Source organism: Bacteroides sp. 51 (assembly GCF_010500965.1).
In the GTDB taxonomy this organism is placed as follows: Bacteria; Bacteroidota; Bacteroidia; order Bacteroidales; family Bacteroidaceae; genus Bacteroides.
This window is the reverse complement of sequence record NZ_QVMI01000001.1, coordinates 415576-440807: the sequence shown is the minus strand read 5'-3', so window position 1 is coordinate 440807 and position 25232 is coordinate 415576. Positions and strand designations below refer to the sequence as shown.

20 protein-coding genes are annotated in these 25232 nt (G+C 46.2%); 8 read left to right on the top strand and 12 right to left on the bottom strand.

Features of this window, described 5'->3' with window-relative positions; all coding sequences use genetic code 11:
* Nucleotides 1-98: 98 nt before the first annotated feature.
* The 11 genes from D0T87_RS01530 to D0T87_RS01480 all read right to left on the bottom strand — a co-directional run bounded on the left by D0T87_RS01530 (nucleotide 99) and on the right by D0T87_RS01480 (nucleotide 14204).
* Nucleotides 99-707: a polysaccharide deacetylase family protein gene (locus D0T87_RS01530; protein WP_163172124.1), complete on the bottom strand. Its 609-nt coding sequence runs from the start codon at nucleotides 705-707 to the stop codon at nucleotides 99-101.
* A 13-nt stretch (nucleotides 708-720) separates the two neighbouring features.
* Nucleotides 721-4113 (bottom strand): DUF2723 domain-containing protein, encoded by a 3393-nt coding sequence (locus D0T87_RS01525; RefSeq protein ID WP_163172122.1) that lies wholly within the window; start codon nucleotides 4111-4113, stop codon nucleotides 721-723.
* A gap of 108 nt (nucleotides 4114-4221) precedes the next feature.
* The gene (locus D0T87_RS01520) at nucleotides 4222-5046 is read right to left on the bottom strand and encodes a metal ABC transporter ATP-binding protein (RefSeq protein WP_163172120.1); all 825 of its coding nucleotides are present in this window, start codon (nucleotides 5044-5046) and stop codon (nucleotides 4222-4224) included.
* 42 nt (nucleotides 5047-5088) lie between these two features.
* On the bottom strand, nucleotides 5089-5964 hold the full coding sequence (locus D0T87_RS01515) for a metal ABC transporter solute-binding protein, Zn/Mn family (protein ID WP_163172118.1): 876 nt from the start codon (nucleotides 5962-5964) through the stop codon (nucleotides 5089-5091).
* Nucleotides 5965-5992: 28 nt separating this feature from the next.
* Nucleotides 5993-6661, bottom strand: coding sequence for a tRNA (5-methylaminomethyl-2-thiouridine)(34)-methyltransferase MnmD (gene mnmD, locus D0T87_RS01510; RefSeq protein ID WP_163172293.1), 669 nt, complete (start codon nucleotides 6659-6661; stop codon nucleotides 5993-5995).
* A gap of 5 nt (nucleotides 6662-6666) precedes the next feature.
* Nucleotides 6667-7137, bottom strand: a complete 471-nt coding sequence (locus D0T87_RS01505) for a YqaA family protein (protein WP_163172116.1) — start codon at nucleotides 7135-7137, stop codon at nucleotides 6667-6669.
* Complete coding sequence (locus D0T87_RS01500; RefSeq protein ID WP_163172114.1) at nucleotides 7122-8120, bottom strand: hypothetical protein; 999 nt, start codon at nucleotides 8118-8120, stop codon at nucleotides 7122-7124. Before D0T87_RS01500 ends, D0T87_RS01505 begins: the two co-directional genes overlap by 16 nt.
* Nucleotides 8121-8135: 15 nt before the next feature.
* On the bottom strand, nucleotides 8136-9410 hold the full coding sequence (gene purD, locus D0T87_RS01495) for a phosphoribosylamine--glycine ligase (RefSeq protein ID WP_163172112.1): 1275 nt from the start codon (nucleotides 9408-9410) through the stop codon (nucleotides 8136-8138).
* Between the two features lie 86 nt (nucleotides 9411-9496).
* Nucleotides 9497-11626 carry a S9 family peptidase gene (locus D0T87_RS01490; RefSeq protein WP_163172110.1) on the bottom strand — a complete coding sequence of 710 codons (2130 nt, stop codon included), beginning with the start codon at nucleotides 11624-11626 and terminating at the stop codon, nucleotides 9497-9499.
* 81 nt (nucleotides 11627-11707) lie between these two features.
* Nucleotides 11708-13132, bottom strand: coding sequence for a class I SAM-dependent RNA methyltransferase (locus D0T87_RS01485; RefSeq protein ID WP_163172291.1), 1425 nt, complete (start codon nucleotides 13130-13132; stop codon nucleotides 11708-11710).
* A 130-nt stretch (nucleotides 13133-13262) separates the two neighbouring features.
* Entirely contained in the window at nucleotides 13263-14204 is a 942-nt protein-coding gene (locus D0T87_RS01480) for a serine O-acetyltransferase (RefSeq protein WP_163172108.1), read from the bottom strand.
* Between the two features lie 408 nt (nucleotides 14205-14612).
* Between D0T87_RS01480 and D0T87_RS01475 the strand changes: the two genes are divergently transcribed.
* From D0T87_RS01475 to D0T87_RS01455, 5 genes are all read left to right on the top strand, one after another.
* The gene (locus D0T87_RS01475) at nucleotides 14613-16724 is read left to right on the top strand and encodes a DUF3352 domain-containing protein (protein ID WP_163172106.1); all 2112 of its coding nucleotides are present in this window, start codon (nucleotides 14613-14615) and stop codon (nucleotides 16722-16724) included.
* A gap of 128 nt (nucleotides 16725-16852) precedes the next feature.
* On the top strand, nucleotides 16853-17488 hold the full coding sequence (locus D0T87_RS01470) for a M15 family metallopeptidase (protein ID WP_239063418.1): 636 nt from the start codon (nucleotides 16853-16855) through the stop codon (nucleotides 17486-17488).
* Between the two features lie 101 nt (nucleotides 17489-17589).
* Nucleotides 17590-17796, top strand: a complete 207-nt coding sequence (locus D0T87_RS01465) for a hypothetical protein (protein WP_163172104.1) — start codon at nucleotides 17590-17592, stop codon at nucleotides 17794-17796.
* A 22-nt stretch (nucleotides 17797-17818) separates the two neighbouring features.
* Nucleotides 17819-18085, top strand: a complete 267-nt coding sequence (locus D0T87_RS01460) for a hypothetical protein (protein ID WP_239063408.1) — start codon at nucleotides 17819-17821, stop codon at nucleotides 18083-18085.
* A 6-nt stretch (nucleotides 18086-18091) separates the two neighbouring features.
* Nucleotides 18092-19255, top strand: coding sequence for a class I SAM-dependent methyltransferase (locus tag D0T87_RS01455; protein WP_163172100.1), 1164 nt, complete (start codon nucleotides 18092-18094; stop codon nucleotides 19253-19255).
* Nucleotides 19256-19258: 3 nt separating this feature from the next.
* On the opposite strand, the gene D0T87_RS01450 is transcribed toward D0T87_RS01455, so the two are convergent.
* The gene (locus tag D0T87_RS01450; protein ID WP_163172287.1) at nucleotides 19259-21070 is read right to left on the bottom strand and encodes a mechanosensitive ion channel family protein; all 1812 of its coding nucleotides are present in this window, start codon (nucleotides 21068-21070) and stop codon (nucleotides 19259-19261) included.
* 131 nt (nucleotides 21071-21201) lie between these two features.
* On the opposite strand from D0T87_RS01450, the gene D0T87_RS01445 reads away from it, so the two are divergent.
* The 3 genes from D0T87_RS01445 to D0T87_RS01435 are packed head-to-tail and all read left to right on the top strand — an operon-like array spanning nucleotide 21202 to nucleotide 25225.
* Entirely contained in the window at nucleotides 21202-22161 is a 960-nt protein-coding gene (locus D0T87_RS01445; protein WP_163172098.1) for a calcium/sodium antiporter, read from the top strand.
* Nucleotides 22162-22219: 58 nt separating this feature from the next.
* A complete protein-coding gene (locus D0T87_RS01440) occupies nucleotides 22220-23356 on the top strand; it encodes a GNAT family N-acetyltransferase (RefSeq protein WP_163172096.1) in 1137 nt (378 codons plus the stop codon).
* Nucleotides 23357-23374: 18 nt separating this feature from the next.
* On the top strand, nucleotides 23375-25225 hold the full coding sequence (locus tag D0T87_RS01435; protein ID WP_163172094.1) for a DNA topoisomerase IV subunit B: 1851 nt from the start codon (nucleotides 23375-23377) through the stop codon (nucleotides 25223-25225).
* The last annotated feature ends 7 nt before the right edge of the window (nucleotides 25226-25232 follow it).

The window sequence follows — 25232 nt, the reverse complement described above, 5'->3', positions numbered from 1 at the left end:
AAAACTCCCATTCGTCATTGCTTCACCTACGGTTCGCAATGACGAATGGGAGTTTTTACACAGCCTCGGAGGGGGCAGGAAGAGGATTAGACTCTTTATTATAGTAGCTTAAATTCATACCCCTGTTCCTTCAACCATTCAATAGAACGAGGTAAAGCATACTTCATGTTATTCTCGGCTTTCAACGAATCGTGGAATGTGATAATGGAGCCATTACGCACGTATTTCTTCACAATCTCGAATACCTGTTTACCATTCTTCCTTTTACTGTAATCGCGGGTAACAAGATCCCACATCACAATCTTATAATACTTCTTAAGCACATGGTACTGTGCCCAGCGCATATGCCCATGAGGTGGACGAAATAGGTCCGTTTTCATCATTTCATTGGCCTTATCCGTATTGGCCAGGTAATTCTTACTCAGAAATTCAAATCCTCGTATGTGGTTGAAGGTGTGGTTTCCTATGCGATGACCACGTTCAACCACCATGCGGAATGTTTCAGGGTGCTTGCGTATATTATCGCCTACCATAAAGAAGGTAGCTTTAATCTCGTATTTATCCAATAAATCAAGCACCCAGGGAGTTATTTCCGGGATGGGTCCATCGTCAAAAGTCAGGTAAACAGCTTTCTCCTTAGGGTCCATCCGCCAAATAGCTTTCGGGTATAACGCCCGGAGTATTATCGAAGGTTGTTCAATAAACATGCTTTACTAATAACTATTGAGCCGGTTGTTTGCCCTTAACGCGCATCACGTACATACTGTACAACTCCTGGAAGCGTTTTGAGTAGTTCTCGTGGAGCGACGACTTGTTGTCTTCCATGATGCGTACACATTCATCCAACACGGCAAAATGAGTTTGTATTTCTCTTGATGAAATGGTCATATTATAGTCGTTCATAGACAAATACCATGTGGTATATTCTACCGACTTATTTGCCAAAGCATCGATAATCTTATCTGCTTTTTCTGTCTCACCTAGTTTGTAGTAAGCTTCGGCCATATCCAGCGAACTGTTCTGGAAGTCGTAAGGAACATTAGAGGCAGGTATCATCTGCTCGCAATAGTCAAGCGCTTTTAGTGCCTTATCATTCTTACCTTCTTTCAATAGCTGGCTGACTAACTGCATGAAAACACGACGGTGCGTATAGCACATGCGCATTACGTTCTCGTCAATGTATATGCCTTCTTTATCAATACCGCCAAACTTGAACTTGTTCATCAGGTTGTCGTACATCTTTTCAGTATCGATAGTTGCACCCAACGCTTTGGTATCGAACGGGGTGAAACGGTAAGCCAGACCTTCCTGTACGAAATGCTTGTCCATATTCAACCTGTTCTCAGAACCTACGGTGATAGCCATATAGATAGGACGCTCCCAGTTGGCATTCGAAAGCATTTCCAGCATCATCAATTCACTCTTGTATAATACACGTTTGCCTTTGAGTGAGATGTGCATATAATCCGGAATAGAATCGCCTAATGCAGCCGGTATTGTCATTCCCGAACAGCGTACGGCTTCTTTATCCACCTTAACGACTATACTGTCTGTTGGAATAACACGAAGTCCTTCTTTGTCTGAGCGTACCCAATTCTTAAGGATATTCTTCAACTCGTAAGGGTTGTCACCAAATTCCTTGCGAACATCGTAGTTTACCTCAGGATTATTATCGGCTTGTGTATAAAGCTGTTCCACCTGTTTCATCAGGTCAGGACGAACCTGAATGTATTCGTTTGTTCCTTCTACGTATTCTACACGGTCCCAGGTGATGGGCAATGATGGAGAATCGTATGCAGGACGCTTCATCTGGTCAATGTACCAGTCAGTCTGCAAATAGCTCAGGTTACAGGTACGGGCGTCTGTGCGGAAGCCTTCTGTTTCCTGGTTGTACCACAGCGGGAATGTATCGTTGTCACCATTGGTATAGATAATCGGATGTCCGGTTTCCTGAAGAGACATCAGATAGTTTTGTCCGAAGTCGCGGCAAACATAACGTCCGCTGCGGTCGTGGTCGTCCCACGTTTGTCCGACCATTTGAATAGGAACAAGAACACAAAGCGCTGAGGTTAAGGCAGCCGCAGGGAGTTCTTTCATCTTCAAGTGATCTTGTAAGAAACGGACAATTCCGGCTACACCCATACCAATCCAGATGGCAAAGGCATAGAACGAACCGGCATAGGCATAGTCACGCTCGCGAGGTTGTCCCGGTGTTTGGTTCAGGTAAAGGACAATAGCAATACCTGTCATAAAGAACAGGAAGAATACCACCCAGAACTGCTGAACACCTCTTTGCCCGCGGCAAGCCTGCCAAACAAGGCCAATAATTCCCAGCAAGAGGGGTATCCCAAAGAATACGTTTCGGCCTTTGTTTTCCCTTAGTTCTTGTGGAAGCAGGTCCTGATCGCCTACAAGGAAGTTGTCGATGAACTTAATTCCTGTAATCCAGTTACCGTTTTCAATCTCTCCACTTCCCTGAATATCATTCTGGCGGCCTACGAAGTTCCACATAAAGTAGCGCCAGTACATAAAGTCAAGTTGGTAGGAAAAGAAGAATTTTATGTTTTCCCATTGCGTGGGGATATTTACAGTGATCATCTCTCCACATTGGTCGTAAGGCACATCCCGTCCTGTGATATTTACCCAATTGCGGTATTGATCGGTATGTGCACTACTGTACATACGTGGAAACAGCATGTTCTGTGCATAAGCATATTCCACACGGCCGGGGATGGCTACATAGCTGTCTTTCTCCTCCGGACTGGTCTTTTCTTTGCGGATATATTTCACCCGTTCGCTTGTCTGACGCGGTTCGCAGTAGCCGTCTTTTACATCAAGGGCAACACGCGAAGAGAATGCCTGTCCGTAGAACAATGGGCGTGTTCCGTATTGCTCACGTCCCAGATAATCGCCTAGTGTGAAAATGTCTTCTGGTGAGTTCTGGTCCATTGGCGTGTTGGCTACGGAACGGATAACGATAAGTGCATACGATGAATACCCGATCATGATCATCATGATACTCAATAAAGCGGTATTCATAGTACGTGCACTGATCTGGTATTTAGTGTTTATTTTCTTAGCGAACAGATAAGCTGCAAGCGCTCCCAATACAAGTAATCCGATAATTACACTGCTTGTGCCATGTCCATAGAAAGGAATACCAAGCAAGGCAACCGTTACAAGGAAAGAAATATTCATTCGCTGACGGCTGGTTTCGTTGTAACTTTCGTATACACCCCAGATAATGGCAGCAGCCAATACAATGACATAGATAATAACACCACTGTTGAATGACATGCCTAGTCCGTTTACAAACAGTAGTTCGAACCATCCGCCTACTTTTACAACGCCCGGTACAATACCGTAGAGCACAGCAGCCACAAGTACAGCCGAACCTAGTAGTGCAAGGAGGCTTCCTTTAAGGTTGGCATCGGGTTTCTTTTTATAGTAGTAAACAAGTACAATGGCAGGTAAACAAAGTAGGTTCAGCAAGTGAACGCCGATACTTAATCCGGTAAGATATGCAATTAAAATAATCCAGCGGTCAGAGTGTGGTTGGTCGGCTACTTCTTCCCATTTCAGGATAAGCCAGAATACCACGGCGGTAAAGAGTGATGAGAATGCGTAAACTTCGCCTTCAACAGCACTGAACCAGAATGTATCGCTGAATGTATATACCAATGCACCCACAAGTCCTGAGCCTATAATAGTGATCATCTGGCCGAGTGACATTTCTTCTTTCTTTCCAACAGTTAATCCTTCTCCGGCTTCTGTATTAGTTGTGTTGGTTACCCCAACAACCAGCCTTTTAACCAGATGGGTGATACTCCAGAAAAGGAAAAGGATACATGCGGCACTCATCAGGGCGCTCATGTAGTTAACCATTTTGGCTACCAGGGTGGTATCATTAGTGAAGAGCGTAAAGAAGTTGGCTGTGAGCATGAAGAAAGGTGCTCCGGGGGGATGCCCTACTTCCAGTTTATAGGCTGAAGTGATAAACTCTCCGCAGTCCCAGAAACTTGCGGTGGGTTCTACTGTCATACAGTAAACTATTGCAGCAATCAGAAAGGTAAACCAACCCATCAGGGTGTTTACGGTCTTGTACTGTTTCATTTATATGGGTTTATTTGTTGGCATAAAACGATATACGGGCGCAAAGATACGATTTTAATGTAAAAATATAGGGTTGAGAATAAGGAATTAAGAAACTTTGATAATACATCAATGTTCATGCTTACCCAACACCCGGTGCGGTATTGTTCCATGTCCTAACACCTCTATAGGGCAGTGGAAGTTCTTTTCAAGCCATTCGCTTGTGATGCCGGTATCCGGATGATAGTCCAGCGTTTCATTAACGCAGGCAATAGATTTTACATTTTGTAGTACCGTACCAATGTCATGGCTAACCAGTATAATGGCACATTCTTTGTTTATTTCGGTTAGCAATTCGTATAGGCGTGCTTCGAATTGCTTGTCGATGTAAGTGCTTGGCTCATCAAGAATAAGCAAATGAGGATCGGAGATAATTGCCCGACCGAGTAAAGCTCTTTGAAGTTGTCCACCGCTTAACTGGCCTATGGCTCGCTTCTCTAATCCTTTTAATCCCATGCGGATGATGGTATCTTGTACTTTATCCTTTTGCTGTTTGGTGAATCGGCTGGTTAAGGATTTCTTTGAACTGAGGCCGGAAAGGATGACTTCCTCTATAGAAATCGGGAATTTCTTATCAATGCTATTATATTGAGGCAGGTATCCCATAGTCAGGCTGTTTACAGGCTTTCCGTTCTCAAAGAATTGCATACTTCCCGCTGTAGGTTTCAGCAGACCTAAGATGACTTTGATAAGGGTAGTCTTTCCACCACCATTCGGACCGATGATACCTAAAAAATCGTTCTTGTAGATATTGAGGTTTATATCGTGCAAGACGGTTTTGTTATCGTATGCAGCGGCGATTCCGTGGAGGGAGAGAAGAATCTCAGCCCCATCCCGGTGCTCTAGCCTCGAGTTGGAGTTACTGTGGTGTGTATGTTCGCAATGTTTAGTCATTGAAGTACTGTTTTTACTGTAGGGGCGGTTCGTGAACCGCCCCTACGGCACAAGACTCTTTGCTATATGTATCATCTCCTCCTCCCAGTCGTAAGACAACGGATTGATGGAAACGATCTTTGTTCCGGTTTCTTTAGCTATAATCTCAGCATTGCGCTGGTCAAACTCGGGTTGTACAAAGATAACACGTACATCCTCGAACTTACTAATCTCAATCAATTCTTTCAAGTGGGCGGGGGATGGTTCTTTACCTCCCTCTTCTATGCAAATCTGATGTAAGCCATAGTCGCGGGCAAAGTAAGAAAGAGCAGGATGGTAGATCATAAAGGCATGATCGGCCTCATCATTTTCTTTCAGCATGTGGAACACGACACTGTCTGTTCTTTCTATGCGATGTACCAGAGAGTCGTAGCGTGCCAGATAGTGAGCTTCATTTTCTTTATCGAGTGTACATAGAGCCTGGAAGATATTATTTGCCATGATCTTGGCATTGATGGCCGAGTTCCATGTATGCGGGTCTACCCCTCCTACATGGTAATGGTCGCCATGCGCATGTCCGGGTCCGTGGATAAACTCTATACCTTTTGATAGGTCAAAGACCTGGGTATGTGGTGCATTCTTCATTAACCTTTCCATCCATGCCACTTCAAAGCCAATATGTCCGATGCGGAAATAAGCCTCACTTTCTCCCAGTGAGACAAGTTGTTTGGGCGTAGGATCGTATGTCTCCGGACTGCTACCTTTGGGTACCATACTGACAACGGTAAAGCGGTCGCCGGCAATTGCCTCGGTAAAATAACGCTGGGGTTCAATGGTAACGGTAATCACCCGCTCTTTGGTTTCCTTTTTACTTTGTCCGGTACAGGCAGAGAAAGATATAATAAGTAATACGGCAGTTAATTTGATTATTGTTTTCATACATCGGTTATATTATAGGTATAGGGTTCTAAATACTTTGCAGCGGCACGTTGCTGCCTCTTAATATTTCACGTTTGCCTCCCGGAGGACCAGGCAGACGTTCAACGACGAATCCGGCTGCTTGTAACATACGCCGTATGCTTCCTTTGGCGCAATAAGTTGTCAATACCCCTCCGCTATTCGTAATGGAATAAATGTGGTTAAAGAGTTGCTGTTCCCACATCTCCGGTTGTTTCTCGGGTGCAAAGGCATCGAAATACACCACATCGTAGCGGTGAGGGTGGTTTTCCTTATGGATGGTCGTAAAATCGGTTTTCTTTTTTTGTAGTGTAAAGTTGGGGCTGATCTCTACCTCTTCCTCCCATGCTGCGGTGTGGATTTGCTTGAAGAGCGGATCATCACTGTAATTCAGTTCGGCGATCATATCCCACTCCAACGGATATAATTCCAGGCCGGTATAGTGTACTTTCTTTCCGGTTTCATTGGCAGCAAGAAGAGTCAGGTACGCATTTAAGCCTGTGCCGAATCCGATTTCCAGTACATGTGGCTGTGCGGTTTGAACATGTTTCAGACCCATATCAATGAAGATATGCTGTGATTCGGTCCGTGCGCCTTTTACACTGTGGTAATGTTCGTTCATTTCCGGAACATAAAGTGTTGCACTTCCGTCGTCTGTATGTTCAATAATTCTTTTCATCATCTTTATCCGATGGCACTGTATGCTTCTATGGCAGCATAAGCTACTGCGATGTATCGCAATACTTTGCCAATAAACATGCTGATACTTACAACGTATATATTACTTCTCAGGAACCCCAAGGCCACGGCAATGAGTGTACCTATGATGGGTAGGAACGCAAAGAAAGCCATGAATGCGCTCCGGCCGTTCAGGTAGTTCTGCATGCGAATAATTTTCTCCTCTTTCATGTGGAAATACTTCACCAGCCACTCCATCTTTCCCAAATGCCCCAACCAGTAGCACGTCAGGCTTCCCAGCAGGTTTCCTACAGATGCCGATAAGATAACGAGCACCGGGTTTAATCCTGTAGATGGGTGAAGCAATGCGGCCAGCACGGCCTCTGAGCTGAATGGTACGGCACTCCCGGCCAATAATGCCGAAAGGAACATACCGACATACCCCCACTCAATGAGAAAGTTTATAAAAGCGTCCATAGGTTATAGGCGAATAAGAGAATTAAACCAATGATTGTGCTGACGAAAAAGACATTCGATGCCTTACTATTCGTTAGTACAAACATATGGCTTGTAAGAATGCTTACTCCTATCAATAACAATGGAAGCAGGTTCATACAATGAATGGGTTGTAGAGCAATGAGTATATAAATACAAACATTCAACAGAATAAAGAAGCGCAGGTGTACCCGTGTCCGTATCTTGTCTTTATAACTTTGCACGAAACAATGGATGGAACTTACCAGAAACAAGACGAAGGTGTATCCCAGCATAGCGATCTCCCAGTTCCCGAAGGCTGTGAAATCTATAGGATAGAAAGTTGCCAGTTCTACGAATGGGCCATAGAACAACTCCACGTTATCGTAGAAGTACGCATGCCCGAAAAGGAACCAGTATGGAAAGCTCCAACCAATGATAGCGGCAAAGAAACTACGTATATTAAGCGACTGGAAGGTAAAGGCACCAATCAATAGAATCGGTGTTAACAGTGTGATCTGTGGAAATATCAGGCTGCTGATCCCAACAAACAGGAAGGCATGGAATATGTATCCTGATGATCGCATCCGCTGATAGGTGCTAAAGAGCAAATAGATGGCAACTACAAAAAACAGCGTCGCTATATCACCGGGGCAGAGTTGCTGCAAGGGCGGACAAACGGCGATAAGCAATAAATAAATAGATGTCTGCACCGATGCCCTTACCCGAACCAGCCCAAAGGTATTGTTCATCTGGATAAGGAGATATCCTATTCCAACATAAATGAGCAGACAAGCTAGTTTGTTTGCCCAACCGGGAATGGAAAAGTTTTCCAGTAGCTTCCAGAAAGAATGCGTGGTGTCTTCTTTGGGCACATCAGGGACAAGGAAATAAACCGTCACCCAACATGCAATGGTGATAAGTATGGCAACAGGAAGGGTAAGCCTCCCTGTTGTTATGGTTGTTTGTATGTATTTTCCTCTCACTGAACGTTGGTTGGTTTAGAGGTCGAACCCAATATCTTTGCGATAATATTTATCTTCGAACCCGATCATATTGGCCACCTTATAGCACTGCTTCAAGGCTTCTTCCTTGTTTTCGCCATACGAAGAGATGGCTATTACGCGTCCTCCGTCGGTTACCACATGTCCGTCTTTCATTTTGGTTCCGGCATGGAAGATGATGCTGTCCGATGCTTCGGCCAGGTTCAGGCCCGTAATGGGATAACCTTTTTCGTAGCTTTCGGGATAACCACCGCTTACCAGGATTACACAGGCTGCTGTGCGTGGGTCGATGATTAGTTCTTTTTCATTCAGTTCGCCGGTGTTTACGCCTTCGAATAGTTCGACCAGGTCGCTTTCGATGCGGAGCATGACGCTTTCTGTTTCAGGATCGCCCATACGTACATTGTATTCAATGGTCATTGGGTCGCCTTTTACATTCATCAGGCCGAGGAAGATGAAGCCTTTGTAGACGATACCTTCTTCTTTCAGACCGTTGATGGTTGGTTCCACAATGCGCTCGCATACCTTTTGCATGAACTCTTCGTCTGCAAATGGAACGGGGGTTACGCTTCCCATACCTCCGGTATTCAGTCCGGTATCGCCCTCGCCGATACGTTTGTAGTCTTTGGCAACGGGTAGGATTTTGTAGTTATCACCATCGGTCAGGACGAATACAGAGCATTCTATACCGCTAAGGAATTGTTCGATTACTACTGTGCAGCTTGCTTGTCCGAACATGCCATCGAGCATGGCTTTGAGTTCAAACTTAGCGTCTTCAAGCGTCGGAAGGATGAGCACGCCTTTTCCTGCACAAAGTCCGTCGGCTTTTAGCACATATGGGGCTTCGAGTGTTTCGAGGAAAGCGAAACCTTCTTCTATATTTTCGTTGGTTACGCTCAGGTATCGGGCGGTTGGTATGTTGTGGCGTTGCATGAATTCTTTAGCGAATTCTTTGCTGCCTTCCAATAGTGCGCCTTGTGCGGACGGACCGATAATGGCGATATGGCGTGTGGTGATATCTCCGGTGAAGAAGTCGTAGATTCCTTGTACCAGCGGGTCTTCCGGGCCTACCACGATCATGTCGATGCTTCTTTCGAGGGCGAAGGTTTTCAGTGCTTCAAAGTCGGTTGCTTTGATATCTACGTTTTCGCCTACTGATGCTGTTCCGGCATTGCCGGGAGCAATATATAGTTTCTCTACTTTAGGGCTTTGGGCTATTTTCCAGGCTAGTGCGTGCTCGCGACCTCCTGAACCAAGGAGTAAAATATTCATTGTATATTCTGTTTTATATATTTCTTCTTTATTGTTAACTGTTTACTTTTACCAGCATTTAAAACCTGGGTACGGCGCCTCACCGTTCACCGCAATCTTTCCGCAAAGTATCTTGTTATTTTCTCATGCAGGTGTACGCGGTCGCGACCGATGACGTTGTGCTTATGTCCCGGATAGATAAACAGATCGGGATATGTGCCGGCATCTACACAGGCTTTCATAAATGATAGCGTGTGTTGCGGTACGCAAGTATCGTCATGGTCATCGTGAATAATGAGCAAGTGTCCTTTCAGGTTTCCTGCCAGATTATTCAGGTTTCCTTGTTCGTAACCTTCCGGGTTGCTTTCCGGGGTATCCATATAGCGTTCGCCATACATGATTTCGTAATATTTCCAATCGATTACCGGTCCGCCGGCAACGCCCACTTTGAATATATCGGGATGGCGTAATAACAGGGCGGTGGTCATGTGTCCACCGTAGCTCCAGCCGTGTACGCCTATGCGTTCGGCATCTATATAAGGAAGGGTTTTCAGATATTCAATGCCTTTGACTTGGTCTTTGCATTCTTCAATGCCGAGGTTGCGGAATGTACAGTTCTCAAATTCCAGTCCGCGGTTACTGCTTCCGCGATTGTCGAGCGTGAACATGATGAAACCTTGAGTCGGCATGTAGAGATCCCATCCGCGGGCACCGTATTGGAAACCATTGGTAATCATCTGGGCGTGGGGACCTCCGTATACATAAACAACGGTAGGGTACTTTTTGTTAGGATCGAAGTCGGCGGGTTTAACCATGCGGTAGTAGAGGTCGGTTACGCCGTCGGCAGCTTTGATGGTTCCTGTCTCGATGGTTGGCATCTCGAAATCCTTGAATGGGTTTTCGGCGGTGAGCAGGTTGATGCTTTTGCCTTTTTGGGTATCAATGATGTTGATGCTGCGGGGAACATCGGGTGCTGTATAGGTGTCGATGAAATACGTGCCGGATGGGCTTAGTTTAGCTTGGTGTACACCGGTATCTGTTCCCAACAGTGTCCGTTTACCGCTTGGAATGTCCAATCGGTAGATGTTGCTTTGCAGTGGCGAAAGCTCTGTGGTTTGAATGAATGCGCATTTGCTTTTCTTGTTGAAACCGATGAGGTCTTTTACCAACCAAGCCCCCGAGGTGAGTTGTTTGATCAGCTTTCCTTCGGTGTTGTATAGATAAAGATGGTTGTAGCCGTCTTGCTGGCTTTGGTAGATGAACTTTGTGGCATCCCAAGGCAGGAAGGTGATGGGGTGCTGAGGCTCTACGTATTTGGGATGCTTCTCTTCGATGAGAGTGGCCATCAGACTTCCGGTTGTTGCATCGTATTGGCAAAGTTTGGAATGGTTCTGATCGCGGTTGAGTTCTATCAGGTAAACAGACTTCTCGTCGGGCGACCATGAGATGTTGGTGAAGTAGCGGTCGGTTGGGTCGCCTGCGTTCAGGTAGATGGTGGTTTGGGTATTGGTGTCGTATATGCCTACGGTTACCTTGTGACTTGTCATGCCTGCCATAGGGTAGCGGATGTTGTTGACTTCGGCAATGCGGGTGGTGATATCTACCAACGGGTATTGGGTAACCATGCTTTCGTCCATGCGGTAGAATGCCATAAGGTTTCCTTTGGGACTCCAGAATGTGCCTTTGTTAATGCCGAACTCGCTGCGGTGTACGGATTGTCCGCAGATGATGCCGTCTGGCTCTTGGGTAATCTGGCGGTCGTCGATGTAGAGGTTGTTGTCTACGGTATAGGCTACCTGACGGTTTTCGTTGCAGAAGTCAATGTTGGCTGCTTTGTCGGGGAGTGTATGCAGAAGGGTGGCTTTGTTTTCTTTGAGGTTAAAGATGATGTATTTCTTCTTTAGGAAGATCAGCATTTCGCCGGAATCCGCCCAAGGAAATTCTACTGTGTTGAGGTATGGTAGTTTGGGTAGTCCTTCTGCTTCTAATGTTTTATTGAGCTGTTCGCGGGTGATCATGAGGCTTTGTTGCCCGGTACGGGTATTCACAATGAACAGATGGTCGATGTCTGGTTTAACACAGGAATCTCCCCACCATTGTACACCATACAGGTTTTCGGCAAAGCGGTATGTTGCTCCACCCGGAATGAGGTCGTTTATCGTAGGCGCTGGTTTTTGCGCTACGCCGGGGGTACTCATCAGGAGTGTTGTACACAGGGTCATTACGAATGTTTTCATTATGTTGATTGATGTGTTATTTGAACTACTCCCACCACCCCGGGGTGGTGGGAGCTAAAATATACTTCTTTCCTTTCCGTTTTACTCCTCTTTCTTTATCCTTTCGCGCTTGCCCGTTTGCGGCTTTTCCGCGCGATAGGTTTCTACGAACTCTCCCTTCGGTGCTTCTTTCCTGGCGGGAAACTCTTTCTTCCCGGAGTCTTTCTTAGGGAATTCCCTCTTTCCGGATTCTCTATCGTAAGGTCTTGAACTTCTCGGACGGTCGTTATCAGCAGGTTTTTCCCTGTAAGGAGATCTGGCACCGGCGTCTTGCCGGCTGGGCGCAGTGCCTCGCTGCTCTCGCCGCTCGCCGGATGGAGACTTGGAATCGGCACCTTGCCGAAAGGCTTTGTATTTACCATCAAATAGTTCGTACTTGCGGAACTCGCATTCCAGTGCACCATTGAACAATGGGATCTTGGCGCTGGGTTTCAGGGCGATTTGCTCGAAGCATTCTTCGCGGTAGCTCAGTATCCAGGCATCGTTTCCGCTGAAAGCATGTTTCAGGCGTTCGCCGATCATTTGGTATAGTCCGAGCAGGTCGCGGGTGGATATACGTTCGCCGTAGGGTGGGTTGGTGATCATGACTGACTTCTCTGCCGGCTTCTCGAATTGCTGGAAGGGTTGTAGTTTCAGTACAACGTCTTTCGATACCCCAGCGGCTTTGATGTTGCGGGTGGCAATTTCGTTGGCCTGGTTGTTGTTATCGTAGCCGTATATCTTGTGGGTAAAATCGCGTTCCTGCGTATCGTCGTTGTAGATGGAGTCGAAGAGGTTTTGGTCGAAGTCTACCCATTTCTCGAAAGCAAATTCTTTGCGGAATACGCCCGGAGCGATGTTGCGGGCGATGAGGGCGGCTTCGATTGGAATGGTTCCCGAGCCACACATGGGGTCTATCAGGTCGCATTCGCCTTTCCAGCCTGTCATCAGGATCATGCCTGCTGCGAGCACTTCGTTGAGGGGAGCTTCTACGGCTTCCTGGCGGTAGCCACGGCGGTGAAGGGATTCGCCCGAGGAGTCGAGTGACAGCGTGCAGGTGGTCTGTGCGATGTGGATATTGAGGAATACGTCGGGCTTATTGATACGGACGGATGGGCGTTTGCCGTTCAGGTCGCGGAAATAGTCGACGATGGCATCTTTTACTTTGTACGAAACGAACTTGGAGTGACGGAACTCATCGCTGAACACGGTGGCGTCTACGGCGAATGTTTTTTCGACATCAAGTATGCCTTCCCACTTGATGGCTTTGATTTGCTCGTAAACCTCGTCGGCGTTGTTGGCCTTGAAGTGTTTGATGGGTTTCAGGATGCGAATGGCTGTACGCAGGCAGAAGTTGGCTTTGTACATCATGGCTTTGTCTCCGCTGAAAGATACCATGCGCCGTCCTATCTGAACATCATTGGCCCCCAGGTTAATAAGTTCCGTTGCCAGTACTTCTTCCAGTCCCTGGAAGGTTTTGGCAATCATTTCAAAACTTGTAGCCTCACCCCGGCCCTCTCCAAAGGAGAAGGAGGCGGGGTTACTTCCGTCTATCTCGTTATTTGTTTTACTCATTAATAATGAATTTGTTAATTTATTATGTAGCAGTTTCTGATCTTTACTTTACAAAGCTGTCTTCCTTGCCCCCTCTCCTTTGGAGAGGGCTGGGGTGAGGCTGTTGCACTACTCTTCCTCCCGCTGGCACATCTTCGGTTACCCAGATATTGCCTCCGATGGTGGCTCCTTTGCCAATGACGATGCGTCCCAGGATGGTGGCGTTGGAGTAGATGATAACGTCGTCCTCAATGATCGGGTGGCGGATGATGCCTTTGATCGGGTTGCCGTCTTCGTCCAGTGGGAAGCTTTTGGCTCCCAGTGTGACGCCTTGGTATAGTTTTACGTTGTTGCCGATGATGGTGGTGGCGCCGATAACGACTCCCGTTCCGTGGTCGATCGTGAAGTGCGATCCGATCTGGGCGCTGGGGTGTATGTCGATACCGGTTTCGCTGTGCGCCATTTCGGTGATGATCCGCGGAATGAGTTGCACGCCCAATACCAGCAGTTCGTGGGCTATGCGGTAGTTGCTGATGGCGCGAATGGCCGGGTAGCAACTGATTACCTCGCCGTAGCTTTCTGCTGCCGGGTCGCCGTTGTATGCCGCCTCGACGTCTGTGGCCAGCATGCGGCGCATCTCGGGTAGCCGACTGATGAAATCGGCAGCCAGTTTGGTGGCCGTATCGCGTTTTGAGTCGGTGCACTCCTGACAATCTTCGTCCTCACAAAAGCACAGCCCTGCCATGATTTGCTCGATAAGCAGCTCGAAGAGCTTCTCAACATCTACGCCAATGTGGTATTTTATGGTGCGACTGTTGACGGTTGAATTGCCGAAATAACCGGGGAAGAGTATAGAGCGTGCCAGCTCGATGATTTCGCGTAGAGCCGATGCAGAGGGCAATGGATCGCCGTCTCTATGTTGGTGGAACAGTCCTTTGTATGACTCGCTATCCGAAAGCTCGTCGACTGCCTGTGTCAAAATGTGAGTGAAGTTTACTGGACTCATTTAATCCTAAGCTATATAAATATGTGCAAAGGTACGAAAAAGATATAAATCTATACCCTGCGTGCGGTATAATTTAATACTGCTTTCGTAAACTTCGGGCAGTGGGTCAATGTCGCTGAGCCATAGGCTGAATCTCGCTCAGCCGGTGGGCGAATGGGGTTTATTCAGTAGATGAATCTGTTTCACCCGGTATGCTAATCTGTTTGAGCCACAACTTCAGGGAGATTGAGCCACTGGCTCAGCCAGATTCATCCACTGGCTCAGGTAGATTGAGCCAGTGCCTCAGCCCGCCTCAGCCAGTGGATGAACATCGCTGAGGCACTGGATCATTTTTACCCGTCGGCCACACCGCCCGATATATCTTTTTTTGTACCTTTGTTCCGCATTCAAATTAATTAAGAACGAGTTATGGATGAACAGATTAACACACAAGATCAAGAGCACGAACAAGTTCCCGTAAACCAGGAACAGCCCTCTATTCCCGAAACGAATGAGCACCCGGAGCCGCCGCGAAAGCCCAGAAGAAAACTCAATCCGAAGTTTGTGAGAAGAGTTTTGTTGACGGCTGTATTGGTCGTTGCCGGCTACATGGCATATAACGCGGTGTACGTTCTGTTCTCGCCCGACCGCAACATCCGGCAGATCTACCTCGTGCCCGAAGACGCCGCGTTTATCATCGAAACCTCCGACCCGGTTAACGATTGGCGACGGTTCAGCAAAAGCGAAACCTGGCAAACCCTGAAGCAAGCCCGCTCCATTGCCGAGATTACGACCACCATCGAGTCGGTCGACTCCATTATACAAAGTAACAAAACCCTGCTTTCGCTCGTCGGCAAGCGCGATATGCTGATCTCCCTCCACAAAACGCGCACCACCGAGTGGGACTTCCTGGCGGTGGTCGACATGCAAAAAGCCTCGAAAATGGAGATGCTCAAAGACCAGATTGAAACCGTACTGAAACTAGCCGGAGGCGAAGTTACCCAACGCGCCTACGGCGGCGTTACCATCCACGAAATGCGCGACCCCGAAACCCGCGACATCCTTTATATGGCTTTTGTGGATAATCACCTCGTCATGTCCTACAAATCGCAACTGCTGCAAGCCTCTATCGATTGCCGCAAAATCCCCAAGATCGGGCTTAACCACGCGTTCATCGAAGCCGAGAAACTCGTTGCCGGCAAAGGGCTGGTCAGGCTCTACATCAACTACGCCAACCTGCCACAGTTCATGTCCATCTACCTGGGCGGGCGCAACGAGTACATCGACATGTTCAGCAACTCAATGGACTTTGCCGGCCTCTTCTTCAACACCGACCGCGATAAGATGGAGATCAAAGGCTACACCATGCGTAAAGAAGTGGCCGACCCCTACGTCTCCGCCCTATTAAGCTCGGGCAAGCACCGGATGAAAGCCCACGAAATCATGTCCGGCCGCACGGCCTTCTATACCAACATCGGCTTCGACGATCCGGTGACTTTCGTGAAAGAGCTCGAAAACACCCTCTCCGCAACCGATAAAACAACGTACGACGCCTATCAAAGCTCCCGCAAGAAGATAGAAAGCCTGTTCGGCATCTCCCTCGAAGAACACTTCCTGAGCTGGATGTCCGGCGAATTCGCCATGTCGCAATCCGAGCCGGGACTGCTTGGGCGCGAACCGGAACTGATACTCGCCATCCGGGCCAAAAGCATCAAAGACGCCCACGAGAAGATGGATTTCATCGAAAAGAAAGTCAAAAACCGTACTCCGATAAAGATCAAAACCACCAACTACAAAGACTTTGAGGTGAAATATCTCGAAATGAAAGGCTTCTTCCGCCTCTTCTTCGGTGGACTGTTCGATAAGTTCGAGAAACCCTACTATACGTATATTGACGATTATGTGGTGTTCAGCAACAAATCCTCAAGCCTGCTTTCCTTTATCGAAGACTACGAGCAAAAGAACCTGCTGAAGAACAATCCGGGATTCAAGAACGCGTACTCTTACTTCCACTCCGCTTCCACGGCCTTTGTCTATACCGATATCCATAAATTCTTCCCGCAATTGAAAACGATGGTGAGCGCCGAAACCTGGAAGGACATGCAAACCAATCAGGACGTGCTTTACTCCTTCCCTTACTGGACCATGCAGATTGTTGGCAACAAACAACAAGTTTCCCTGCATTACATCATGGATTTCAAGCCTTACGCAAAAGAGCTTGTTGCCGAAGTACCGGAAGACGAAATCGACAAGGAAGACAAAGCAATGAACGAAGACGCCGAGACGGAAAAAGAACTCATGAGTGAGTTGAAACGCTTCTATGTAGAGAAGTTCGAAGGCAATGTATTGCGCGAGTTCCATCCCGATGGGGCATTGAAAAGCGAATCCGAAGTGAAAGATGGTCGCCGACATGGGCGTTACCGCGAGTATTATGAAGATGGTACGCTTAGGGTGAGAGGTAAATATAGCAAAAACAAACCCAAAGGTACATGGAAATATTATACCGCCGAGGGCAAATTTGATAGAAAGGAGAAGTTTTGAATAGAGGTATAAAACAGTATATCGGGTTGTTCCTGCTTCCTGCCTTGCTGCTGGTGGCATGTAGCGGCGGCAGCGGCAAGGTGCCGCAGCCAGATTTCCATGCGGACAAAGAGCAGGCATCTAGCGTTTTGGTGCCTGATGAGGCTCCCACCACCTTGTCGGCGACAGCGGCACGCTTCGACTCCCTCGGTTTAGTCGACATATCCCAACTGAACCCTTCCATCGCCGTCTCCCTACTCTATGCAACCCCCAATAACTTCGTAGGCGAGATCATGTACGATGACCTCACAGAAGCCTATCTGCACCCCGAAGCTGCAGAAGCCCTGCTGAAAGCCCAGCGGCTCCTGAAAGCAAAACACCCCGATTACACCCTGATCATATACGATGCCACCCGTCCCATGTCCGCTCAACGAAAAATGTGGAACCTGGTGAAAGGCACCTCAAAGAACATATACGTATCCAACCCCGCCCGCGGCGGCGGCCTGCACAACTATGGCCTCGCAGTAGACCTCAGCATTCTTGATGCCGACGGAATCCCTTTACCTATGGGTACAGAAGTCGATCACCTGGGACCTGAAGCGCACACCACCAACGAAGCCCAATTGGTAAAGAATGGCATCATCACCCAGCAAGAAAAAGAAAACCGTGAACTCCTGCGTGAAGTTATGCGCAACGCCGGCTTCCGTGCCTTGCATAGCGAGTGGTGGCACTTCAATCTGTATAGCCGCGAAGTAGCCAAAAGGAATTATAAACTAATAGAATAGTGAAAGCCCCTTGGCTATTGTTACAGTAAATTAACCCCCGAAAATACATTTAGTTTATTTATTCTCTCTATCTTTGTGAAAGACTAATGGCGAAAGTGATTATGACAACAATCATTATTGAAGATAACAATAACCTACAAGCAAAGCAGCTCCTTGAATATATCAAGACGCTACCCTATGCTACAGTTGTCGAGGAAAAAAAGAAAAGTTTCCGCGAAGCTGCCGCAGAATGTAATGCTGTTCCGGTAAGTGCTTTTGTTGGTGAGTTGCATCATCAGATTGATGAATATTTCGACAAAAATGCGTGAGGTTCTTGTTTCTGAAACTGTTATGAATAAGGTTGTCGATTTAAGAGATTACCTTATTGAGGATTTGAAACTATCGAGAGAAGCTGCACATAAGAGAACCGATAGGATAGATGGTTTTCTGTTATCTCTTGCTGGTGAGGCGGATTATCCCTTATGTCGTTTTAAAAGATGGCGGGTAATGGGTTATAGATGTGCGGTATTTGAAAAAGACTGGATCTTTGCGTATGAAGTCTTCGACGACGGCATTATTGTTAGAGATATGTCGCATACCTCATTGTTGATAGAGTAATTATTCGTGCAATTCACTCCCGAAACAATCCAATTCATCCGCGATCATCAACACGATGATGTTCGTACACTGGCGCTTCAGGCAAAGAAGTACCCCGGGATGGACATGCCCTTCATCATCAATCAAATTGCCGGGCGACAAACTGCCGAGCATAAAATCCCCTCCTGGTACGCAACCGAAGGCATCATCTACCCCGTGCATCTATCTCTGGAACAATGCTCCTCCGAGCTAACCGCCCAATATAAAGCCAGCCTTTTCAGCGGCGAAACCCTTATCGACCTTACCGGAGGCTTCGGCATTGATTGCGCCTTCCTGTCCGCCGGCTTCAAATACGCAACCTATATCGAACGCCAAACAGAGTTGTGCCATATCGCCACCCACAACTTCAATCTCCTCGGCCTTCACCATATTATCGTTTCAAACAAAGACAGCGTTGAGGCACTCAATGAAACCTCCCCCGTAGATTGCATCTTTATTGACCCCGCCCGCCGCAATGAACACGGCGGCAAAACCGTACTAATATCCGATTGCGAACCCGATGTAGAAGCATTAGAAGAACTATTACTCCGCAAAGCCAGCCGGGTAATGATCAAGCTCTCCCCCATGCTCGACCTCTCATTAGCACTCCGCGCCTTAAAACACACCACCGAAGTACATGTAATCTCCGTGCAAAACGAATGCAAAGAGCTATTGCTGATCCTAGAAAACGCAGATAAAGACGCCTCCATTCATTGCGTCAATTTCACCCATAAAGGCACCCAGACATTTGCCTTTACCCACAATGAAGAAGCAAGTGCAATTACCCCATATACCAATCAAGTAGCAACCTACCTATACGAACCCAATGCTTCCATCCTGAAAGCCGGAGCATTCCGCGCAGTTGCCTCCCGTTTCGGATTGAAAAAGCTCCATCGGAACAGCCACCTTTATACCTCAGATCAAAAGGTCGAAAACTTTCCCGGCCGCTGCTTCGAAGTTCTTGCTATCGGATCAGTCAAAGATAAAACACTACTAGCAGGGTTATCCCAAGCCAATATAACCGTCCGCAACTTCCCCATGTCCGTAGCCGAACTGCGCAAACGCACAAAACTAAAAGACGGAGGAGAAGTTTACCTTTTCGCTACGACCCTGAACGATGATAAGAAAGTGTTGATTAAATGTAAGCGGTAATCATTATTTATTAATCTCCTTCTCCTGATACTCCTTGGGAATCGTAGTCTCACTACCATCCCGTTTTGCATAATAATGGGGCGACAATAACTCTATTCCCGCTTCATTTGCCCCATCCATAATATTCTGGTGGAGATCAGAGTAAATCTGTGCCAGTTTATTGGCATCCTTAATATACGCATTGATCTGATACATCACATAGAAGTCATGCAACGAAGTCTCCAGAACAAACGGTTTAGGCTCTTCGCTAACACCAGGCGTTTTTAATGCCGCCGCGATAAGCAAATCATGTACAATCTTCCAATGAATCTCGAAACCAAAACTCACCTCCGAATGAATAATCAGCCCATAATCACGAGCAGACGAACTATAGTTCACTGTATGCGAAGACATGATAAATGAATTCGGTATCGTTACAATCTCATTCTTCGGAGTCTTAATGCGGGTAACAAACGGCGTTTTCTCCATTACATTACCCACTGTGTCATTCAACTTAATGCGGTCGCCGATCTTGAACGGTCGCATATAAGTAATCACCAGTCCCGCCATAATATTACCGATCACCGAACTCGACCCCAACGATACGATCAACCCGACAAATACCGATACCCCCTGGAAAATACCCGAGTCCGAACCAGGTAGGTATTGGTATACCATAGCTATCATAAACGCATACAAAAGAAAGCGTACGATCTGATAGGTTGGGTGCGCCCAGTCTGGATAAAACCCGCTAATCTTTAACTTCTCCGATTGTATCTCATTAGCCAGATAACCAACACCTTTAACCAGATATCGGATAGCTAGCCAGATTATTATAATCGTGAATAAATTAGGAATATAATCAATAACACTGATCCCTATTTTCTTAATCGGATTCCATATATATGAGAAGATCTTGTAAGCCAAATCTTCAGTCTGCGGAAATATGGAAAAGATAATAGGTATTGAGAAGATAAGCTGAATAAAAATAAGAACGTATTTTACCAGATTAGCAAAAAAGGTTAGAATACGTACCTGCTTTTGTGTATCAAACAATTCATAATCACGGATCGAAATAGCCTTTAATCTGGAATCTCTCAAACGAAGTATCTGTAACTTTCCCCGTCTGTAAAGCCAGACTGTTCCCCAAATAAGTAGTATTTGTATAGCAATAACCAGGACAAAAAAGAATACCCTTTTCAGTAATTGCATCAATCCATATTCCTTTTGCAGTTCATATAGTTTGTTTACAATAATGAGGCGCCTTTCGCTTGCCAGTTCATCGCGTGTTGTATTCTCCCATAAGCCATCAAGGTCAGTAAAGGAAGCGATAACCTTGTCTTTATACATTAATTCCGTAGTGATATCTGTGCTTTCAATATAAACAGAATCAGGATTCAGGGAGAATTGCTTCCCAAGTGATAATACCATCTTCGTTACACTCGCGGCTCTTTCCCTTGGAGAGACACCCCCGCGTCTGGAATAGATATAATATAATGTATCTCCTTCTACGACTACCGGAGTTGCTACGGTAATACTCCGTAAAGAATCAATCCGCTGTTTACTTTCGGCTTTTCTCAGCGAGTCGGTTATCACCGTAGCGAAACGGAGCTGCTCCATTTCCATACGCAAATTCATCTCATTGATACGGGCCTCCTCCAAAGCCTGTTGCATCTCGAGGATTTTTACTGAGTCTTTAGATACGGCAAGTGTATCTTGGTGTATGCTGTCGCGATTTGCCGTAACGGCATTGATGATGTTGCTTAATTGTGCGTTAGCATGGCTATTGTAGAAAAACAGAAACGCCAGGGTGGCGAGTAATACGCTTTTTCTCATAAACATAGAAACTCCGGATAATACTTGTTTACACAGTTTAATATAATAAATCTGTCAAACATACATAATATTTTCGAAATAACATCATTGGAATCATTATCTTTGCGCGATTCTTTATATATACTATCGATATGGATATATTATTGTTGCTGGGAGGATTGGTCCTCATACTACTTGGAGCCAACGGACTTACTGATGGCGCTGCATCAACTGCGAAGCGTTTCAAAATCCCCTCTATCGTTATCGGTCTGACTATTGTCGCTTTCGGAACATCGGCACCGGAGCTGACCGTAAGTGTGTCTTCAGCCTTAAAAGGAAGTTCGGACATTGCCATTGGTAATGTGGTGGGGAGCAACATCTTCAATACTTTGATGATTGTAGGTTGTACCGCCCTGTTTGCACCTATTGTAATTACCCGGAATACATTACGAAAAGAAATTCCGCTCTGCATCCTGGCCTCTATCGTTTTATTGGTTTGTGCAAACGATGTCCTTCTGGATAAAGCGCCGGAAAATATCCTGAGTACTACCGACGGACTCATTCTGCTTTGTTTCTTCATCATCTTCCTGGGATATACGTTTGCCATTGCATTCAACGGAAACAATGAAAGCTCCGGCGAAGAGGAAATCAGCATACTTCCCGTCTGGAAGTCGGTGCTTTTTATGGTTGGAGGCTTAGCCGGATTGATTCTGGGTGGTCAATGGTTCGTTGAAGGTGCAACAGGCATTGCCCGTAGCCTGGGGGTGAGCGAGTCGATTATCGGGCTAACCCTTGTTGCCGGCGGAACATCTCTGCCGGAACTGGCAACATCTATCGTTGCGGCACTTAAAAAGAACCCCGAGATCGCGATTGGAAATGTGATCGGAAGCAACCTTTTTAATATCTTCTTTGTCTTGGGATGTAGCGCTTCTATTGTCCCCATGCGCATGGGCGATATTACTAATTTTGATTTACTTGCTCTTGTAGCTTCGGGCATACTTCTTTGGGTTTTCGGGTTGTTTTTTGCAAAGCGCACCATTACCCGGATAGAAGGAAGTGTTATGATTCTGTGTTACGTAGCGTATACCGTAGCATTGATTTTTGCCAGTTGAGAATGAGCAAGAATTGGCAAGAATCTCCTATCTTTGCATTCTAATTTATAAATAAGCCATGAGTATTACCATTAAAAAGGTCTCAACTAAAAAAGAACTTAAGCAATTCATTCGATTCAACTACGAATTCTACAAAGATAATCCATACTCCGTTCCCGACTTGTATAGTGATATGGTCGAAACGTTCTCTAAAGAAAAGAATGCAGCATTTGAATTCTGTGAGGCAGATTATTTCCTGGCTTATAAAGACGGCAAAATTGTTGGCCGTATAGCCGGAATCATTAACCACAAAGTAAACAAAGTCTGGAACAAGAAGGGAGTCCGCTTTGGATGGATTGATTTTATTGACGATCTGGAAGTTTCCTCAGCCTTGCTGAATGCAGTCGAAGAGTGGGGAAAAGCCAAAGGAATGGAATACATTCAGGGTCCGCTGGGGTTCACCGATTTTGATGCGGAAGGCATGTTGGTCGAAGGATTTGACCAGTTAAGTACCATGGCAACCATATATAATTATCCTTATTATCCGGAACACATGGAGAAACTTGGGTATGAAAAGGATGCCGATTGGGTTGAATATAAGATATTTATTCCCGATGCTATTCCCGATAAACATCGCCGCATATCCGAACTTGTTCAGAAGAAATATAATCTTAAGATTGAAAAGTACACTTCAGCTAAAAAGATAGCGGCAGAACGTGGGCAGGCTATATTTGAACTGATGAATGAAGCTTATAAAGAGTTTTATGGTTACTCGCCTCTCTCGCAAAAACAGATTGATCAATATGTAAGTAAATACCTGCCGATTGTTGATTTACGCATGGTGACACTGGTCACAGATTCAGAAGACAAATTGGTAGCCGTAGGGCTGTCTATGCCATCCCTGGCCGAGGCCCTGCAAAAAGGAAAAGGTAAATTATTCCCTTTCGGATGGTTCTATTTACTGAAAGCGTTGTTTATGAAGCGCCGTGCCAAGATGCTCGAATTATTGCTCGTTGCCGTAAAACCCGAGTATCAGAACAAAGGTGTTAACGCTTTGTTATTTTCCGATTTAATTCCGATTTATCAAAAATTAGGTTTTATCTTTGCGGAAAGCAACCCCGAACTGGAAGAGAATGGAAAAGTACAGGCACAGTGGGAATACTTTGAAACACAGCAACATAAGCGCCGTCGCGCTTTCATTCGCAAATTAAAGTAATTGGTACATTCGAAGATTATGGAAGAAAAGCTGCAAGAGGTAACGTATACCGAGGATAACATCAGAACGCTTGATTGGAAAGAGCATATTCGTCGCCGCCCCGGTATGTACATTGGTAAACTAGGCGATGGATCACATTCCGATGATGGTATCTATGTCCTTCTGAAAGAGACTATGGACAATTCTATGGACGAGTATATGATGGGATTCGGAAAGACGATTGATGTAACCATCCGCGATGGGAAAGTTACTGTACGCGACCATGGACGCGGCATTCCTTTGGGGAAGGTAGTCGATGTGGCTTCCAAAATGAATACCGGTGGTAAGTATGACTCAAAGGCTTTTAAGAAATCCGTAGGGTTGAATGGAGTCGGTATCAAGGCCGTAAACGCCCTGTCTACCTATTTCCGCGTATCCAGTTATCGCGATGGCGAAATGAAAACCGTAGAGTTTGAATGTGGAAACGTCATCAAGGAATATCCAATCACGAAAACCGATGAACCTAACGGAACACTGACGGAGTTCATCCCGGATAATTCTATTTTTAAAGATTATCAATATCAATCAGAATATATTGAACCGTTGTTGAAGAACTATGTGTTCCTTAACTCCGGCCTGAGCATTATCTTCAACGGCAAGCGTTTCCATTCCCGCAACGGACTGGTCGATTTGTTGAATGAATACATGACCACCGATGCGCTCTATCCGATCATTCACCTGAAGGGAGATGATATAGAGATGGTATTGACGCACACCAACCAATATGGTGAGGAGTATTATTCGTTTGTAAACGGTCAACATACTACGCAGGGGGGTACGCATCTGAGTGCTTTCCGCGAAGCGGTGAGCCGTACCGTTAAAGAATACTTTGCCAAGAACTTCGACTATGCCGATATCCGTAGCGGTATGGTGGGGGCTATCAGTATTAAAGTAGAAGAACCTGTCTTTGAGTCGCAGACCAAGACCAAGCTCGGTTCAAAAGATATGGGACCTGATGGGGTATCTGTCAGCAAATTTATTGGCGATTTCGTGAAGAAGGAGCTGGATAACTTCCTGCACATCAATCACGAAACCTCGGACATCATGTTGCAAAAGATACAGGAGTCTGAGAAAGAGCGTAAAGCCATTGCCGGGGTTACGAAGCTGGCTCGCGAGCGTGCCAAGAAAGCCAACCTGCATAACCGTAAGTTGCGCGACTGCCGTGTACACCTGAATGATACGAAAGGAAAAGACCAGGAAGGATCATCTATATTCATCACCGAGGGCGACTCTGCAAGTGGTTCAATCACCAAAAGCCGTGATGTGACTACACAAGCGGTATTCAGTCTTCGTGGTAAGCCGCTGAACACGTTTGGTATGACCAAAAAGGTGGTATACGAAAACGAAGAGTTTAACCTGCTGCAAGCTGCTCTTAATATTGAAGATGGCATTGAAGGATTGCGTTATAATAAAGTAATTATTGCTACTGATGCCGACGTGGACGGTATGCACATCCGTTTGCTGTTGATCACTTTCTTCCTGCAATTCTTCCCGGATTTGATTAAGAAGGGGCATGTATATATCCTGCAAACCCCGCTATTCCGCGTACGTAACAAGAAAAAGACAAGTTATTGTTATACGGAAGAAGAACGCCTGAGTGCAATTAAGGAACTTAGCCCTAACCCGGAAATCACCCGGTTTAAGGGACTGGGAGAGATATCGCCCGATGAGTTTAAACATTTCATTGGTCCCGATATGCGTCTGGAGCCGGTAACTTTACGCAAGAATGACCTGGTAAAAGAACTGCTGGAATTCTATATGGGTAAAAACACGATGGAACGCCAGAACTTTATTATAGACAATTTGGTTATAGAAGAAGATATCGCATAATAGAGTT

Coding starts and splice junctions, on each gene's coding strand:
- D0T87_RS01530 (WP_163172124.1), bottom strand. CDS start 707: ATGTTTATTGAACAACCTTCGATAATACTCCGGGCGTTATACCCGAAA.
- D0T87_RS01525 (WP_163172122.1), bottom strand. CDS start 4,113: ATGAAACAGTACAAGACCGTAAACACCCTGATGGGTTGGTTTACCTTT.
- D0T87_RS01520 (WP_163172120.1), bottom strand. CDS start 5,046: ATGACTAAACATTGCGAACATACACACCACAGTAACTCCAACTCGAGG.
- D0T87_RS01515 (WP_163172118.1), bottom strand. CDS start 5,964: ATGAAAACAATAATCAAATTAACTGCCGTATTACTTATTATATCTTTC.
- mnmD (WP_163172293.1), bottom strand. CDS start 6,661: ATGAAAAGAATTATTGAACATACAGACGACGGAAGTGCAACACTTTAT.
- D0T87_RS01505 (WP_163172116.1), bottom strand. CDS start 7,137: ATGGACGCTTTTATAAACTTTCTCATTGAGTGGGGGTATGTCGGTATG.
- purD (WP_163172112.1), bottom strand. CDS start 9,410: ATGAATATTTTACTCCTTGGTTCAGGAGGTCGCGAGCACGCACTAGCC.
- D0T87_RS01490 (WP_163172110.1), bottom strand. CDS start 11,626: ATGAAAACATTCGTAATGACCCTGTGTACAACACTCCTGATGAGTACC.
- D0T87_RS01485 (WP_163172291.1), bottom strand. CDS start 13,132: ATGATTGCCAAAACCTTCCAGGGACTGGAAGAAGTACTGGCAACGGAA.
- D0T87_RS01480 (WP_163172108.1), bottom strand. CDS start 14,204: ATGAGTCCAGTAAACTTCACTCACATTTTGACACAGGCAGTCGACGAG.
- D0T87_RS01475 (WP_163172106.1), top strand. CDS start 14,613: ATGGATGAACAGATTAACACACAAGATCAAGAGCACGAACAAGTTCCC.
- D0T87_RS01465 (WP_163172104.1), top strand. CDS start 17,590: ATGACAACAATCATTATTGAAGATAACAATAACCTACAAGCAAAGCAG.
- D0T87_RS01460 (WP_239063408.1), top strand. CDS start 17,819: ATGAATAAGGTTGTCGATTTAAGAGATTACCTTATTGAGGATTTGAAA.
- D0T87_RS01450 (WP_163172287.1), bottom strand. CDS start 21,070: ATGAGAAAAAGCGTATTACTCGCCACCCTGGCGTTTCTGTTTTTCTAC.
- D0T87_RS01445 (WP_163172098.1), top strand. CDS start 21,202: ATGGATATATTATTGTTGCTGGGAGGATTGGTCCTCATACTACTTGGA.
- D0T87_RS01440 (WP_163172096.1), top strand. CDS start 22,220: ATGAGTATTACCATTAAAAAGGTCTCAACTAAAAAAGAACTTAAGCAA.
- D0T87_RS01435 (WP_163172094.1), top strand. CDS start 23,375: ATGGAAGAAAAGCTGCAAGAGGTAACGTATACCGAGGATAACATCAGA.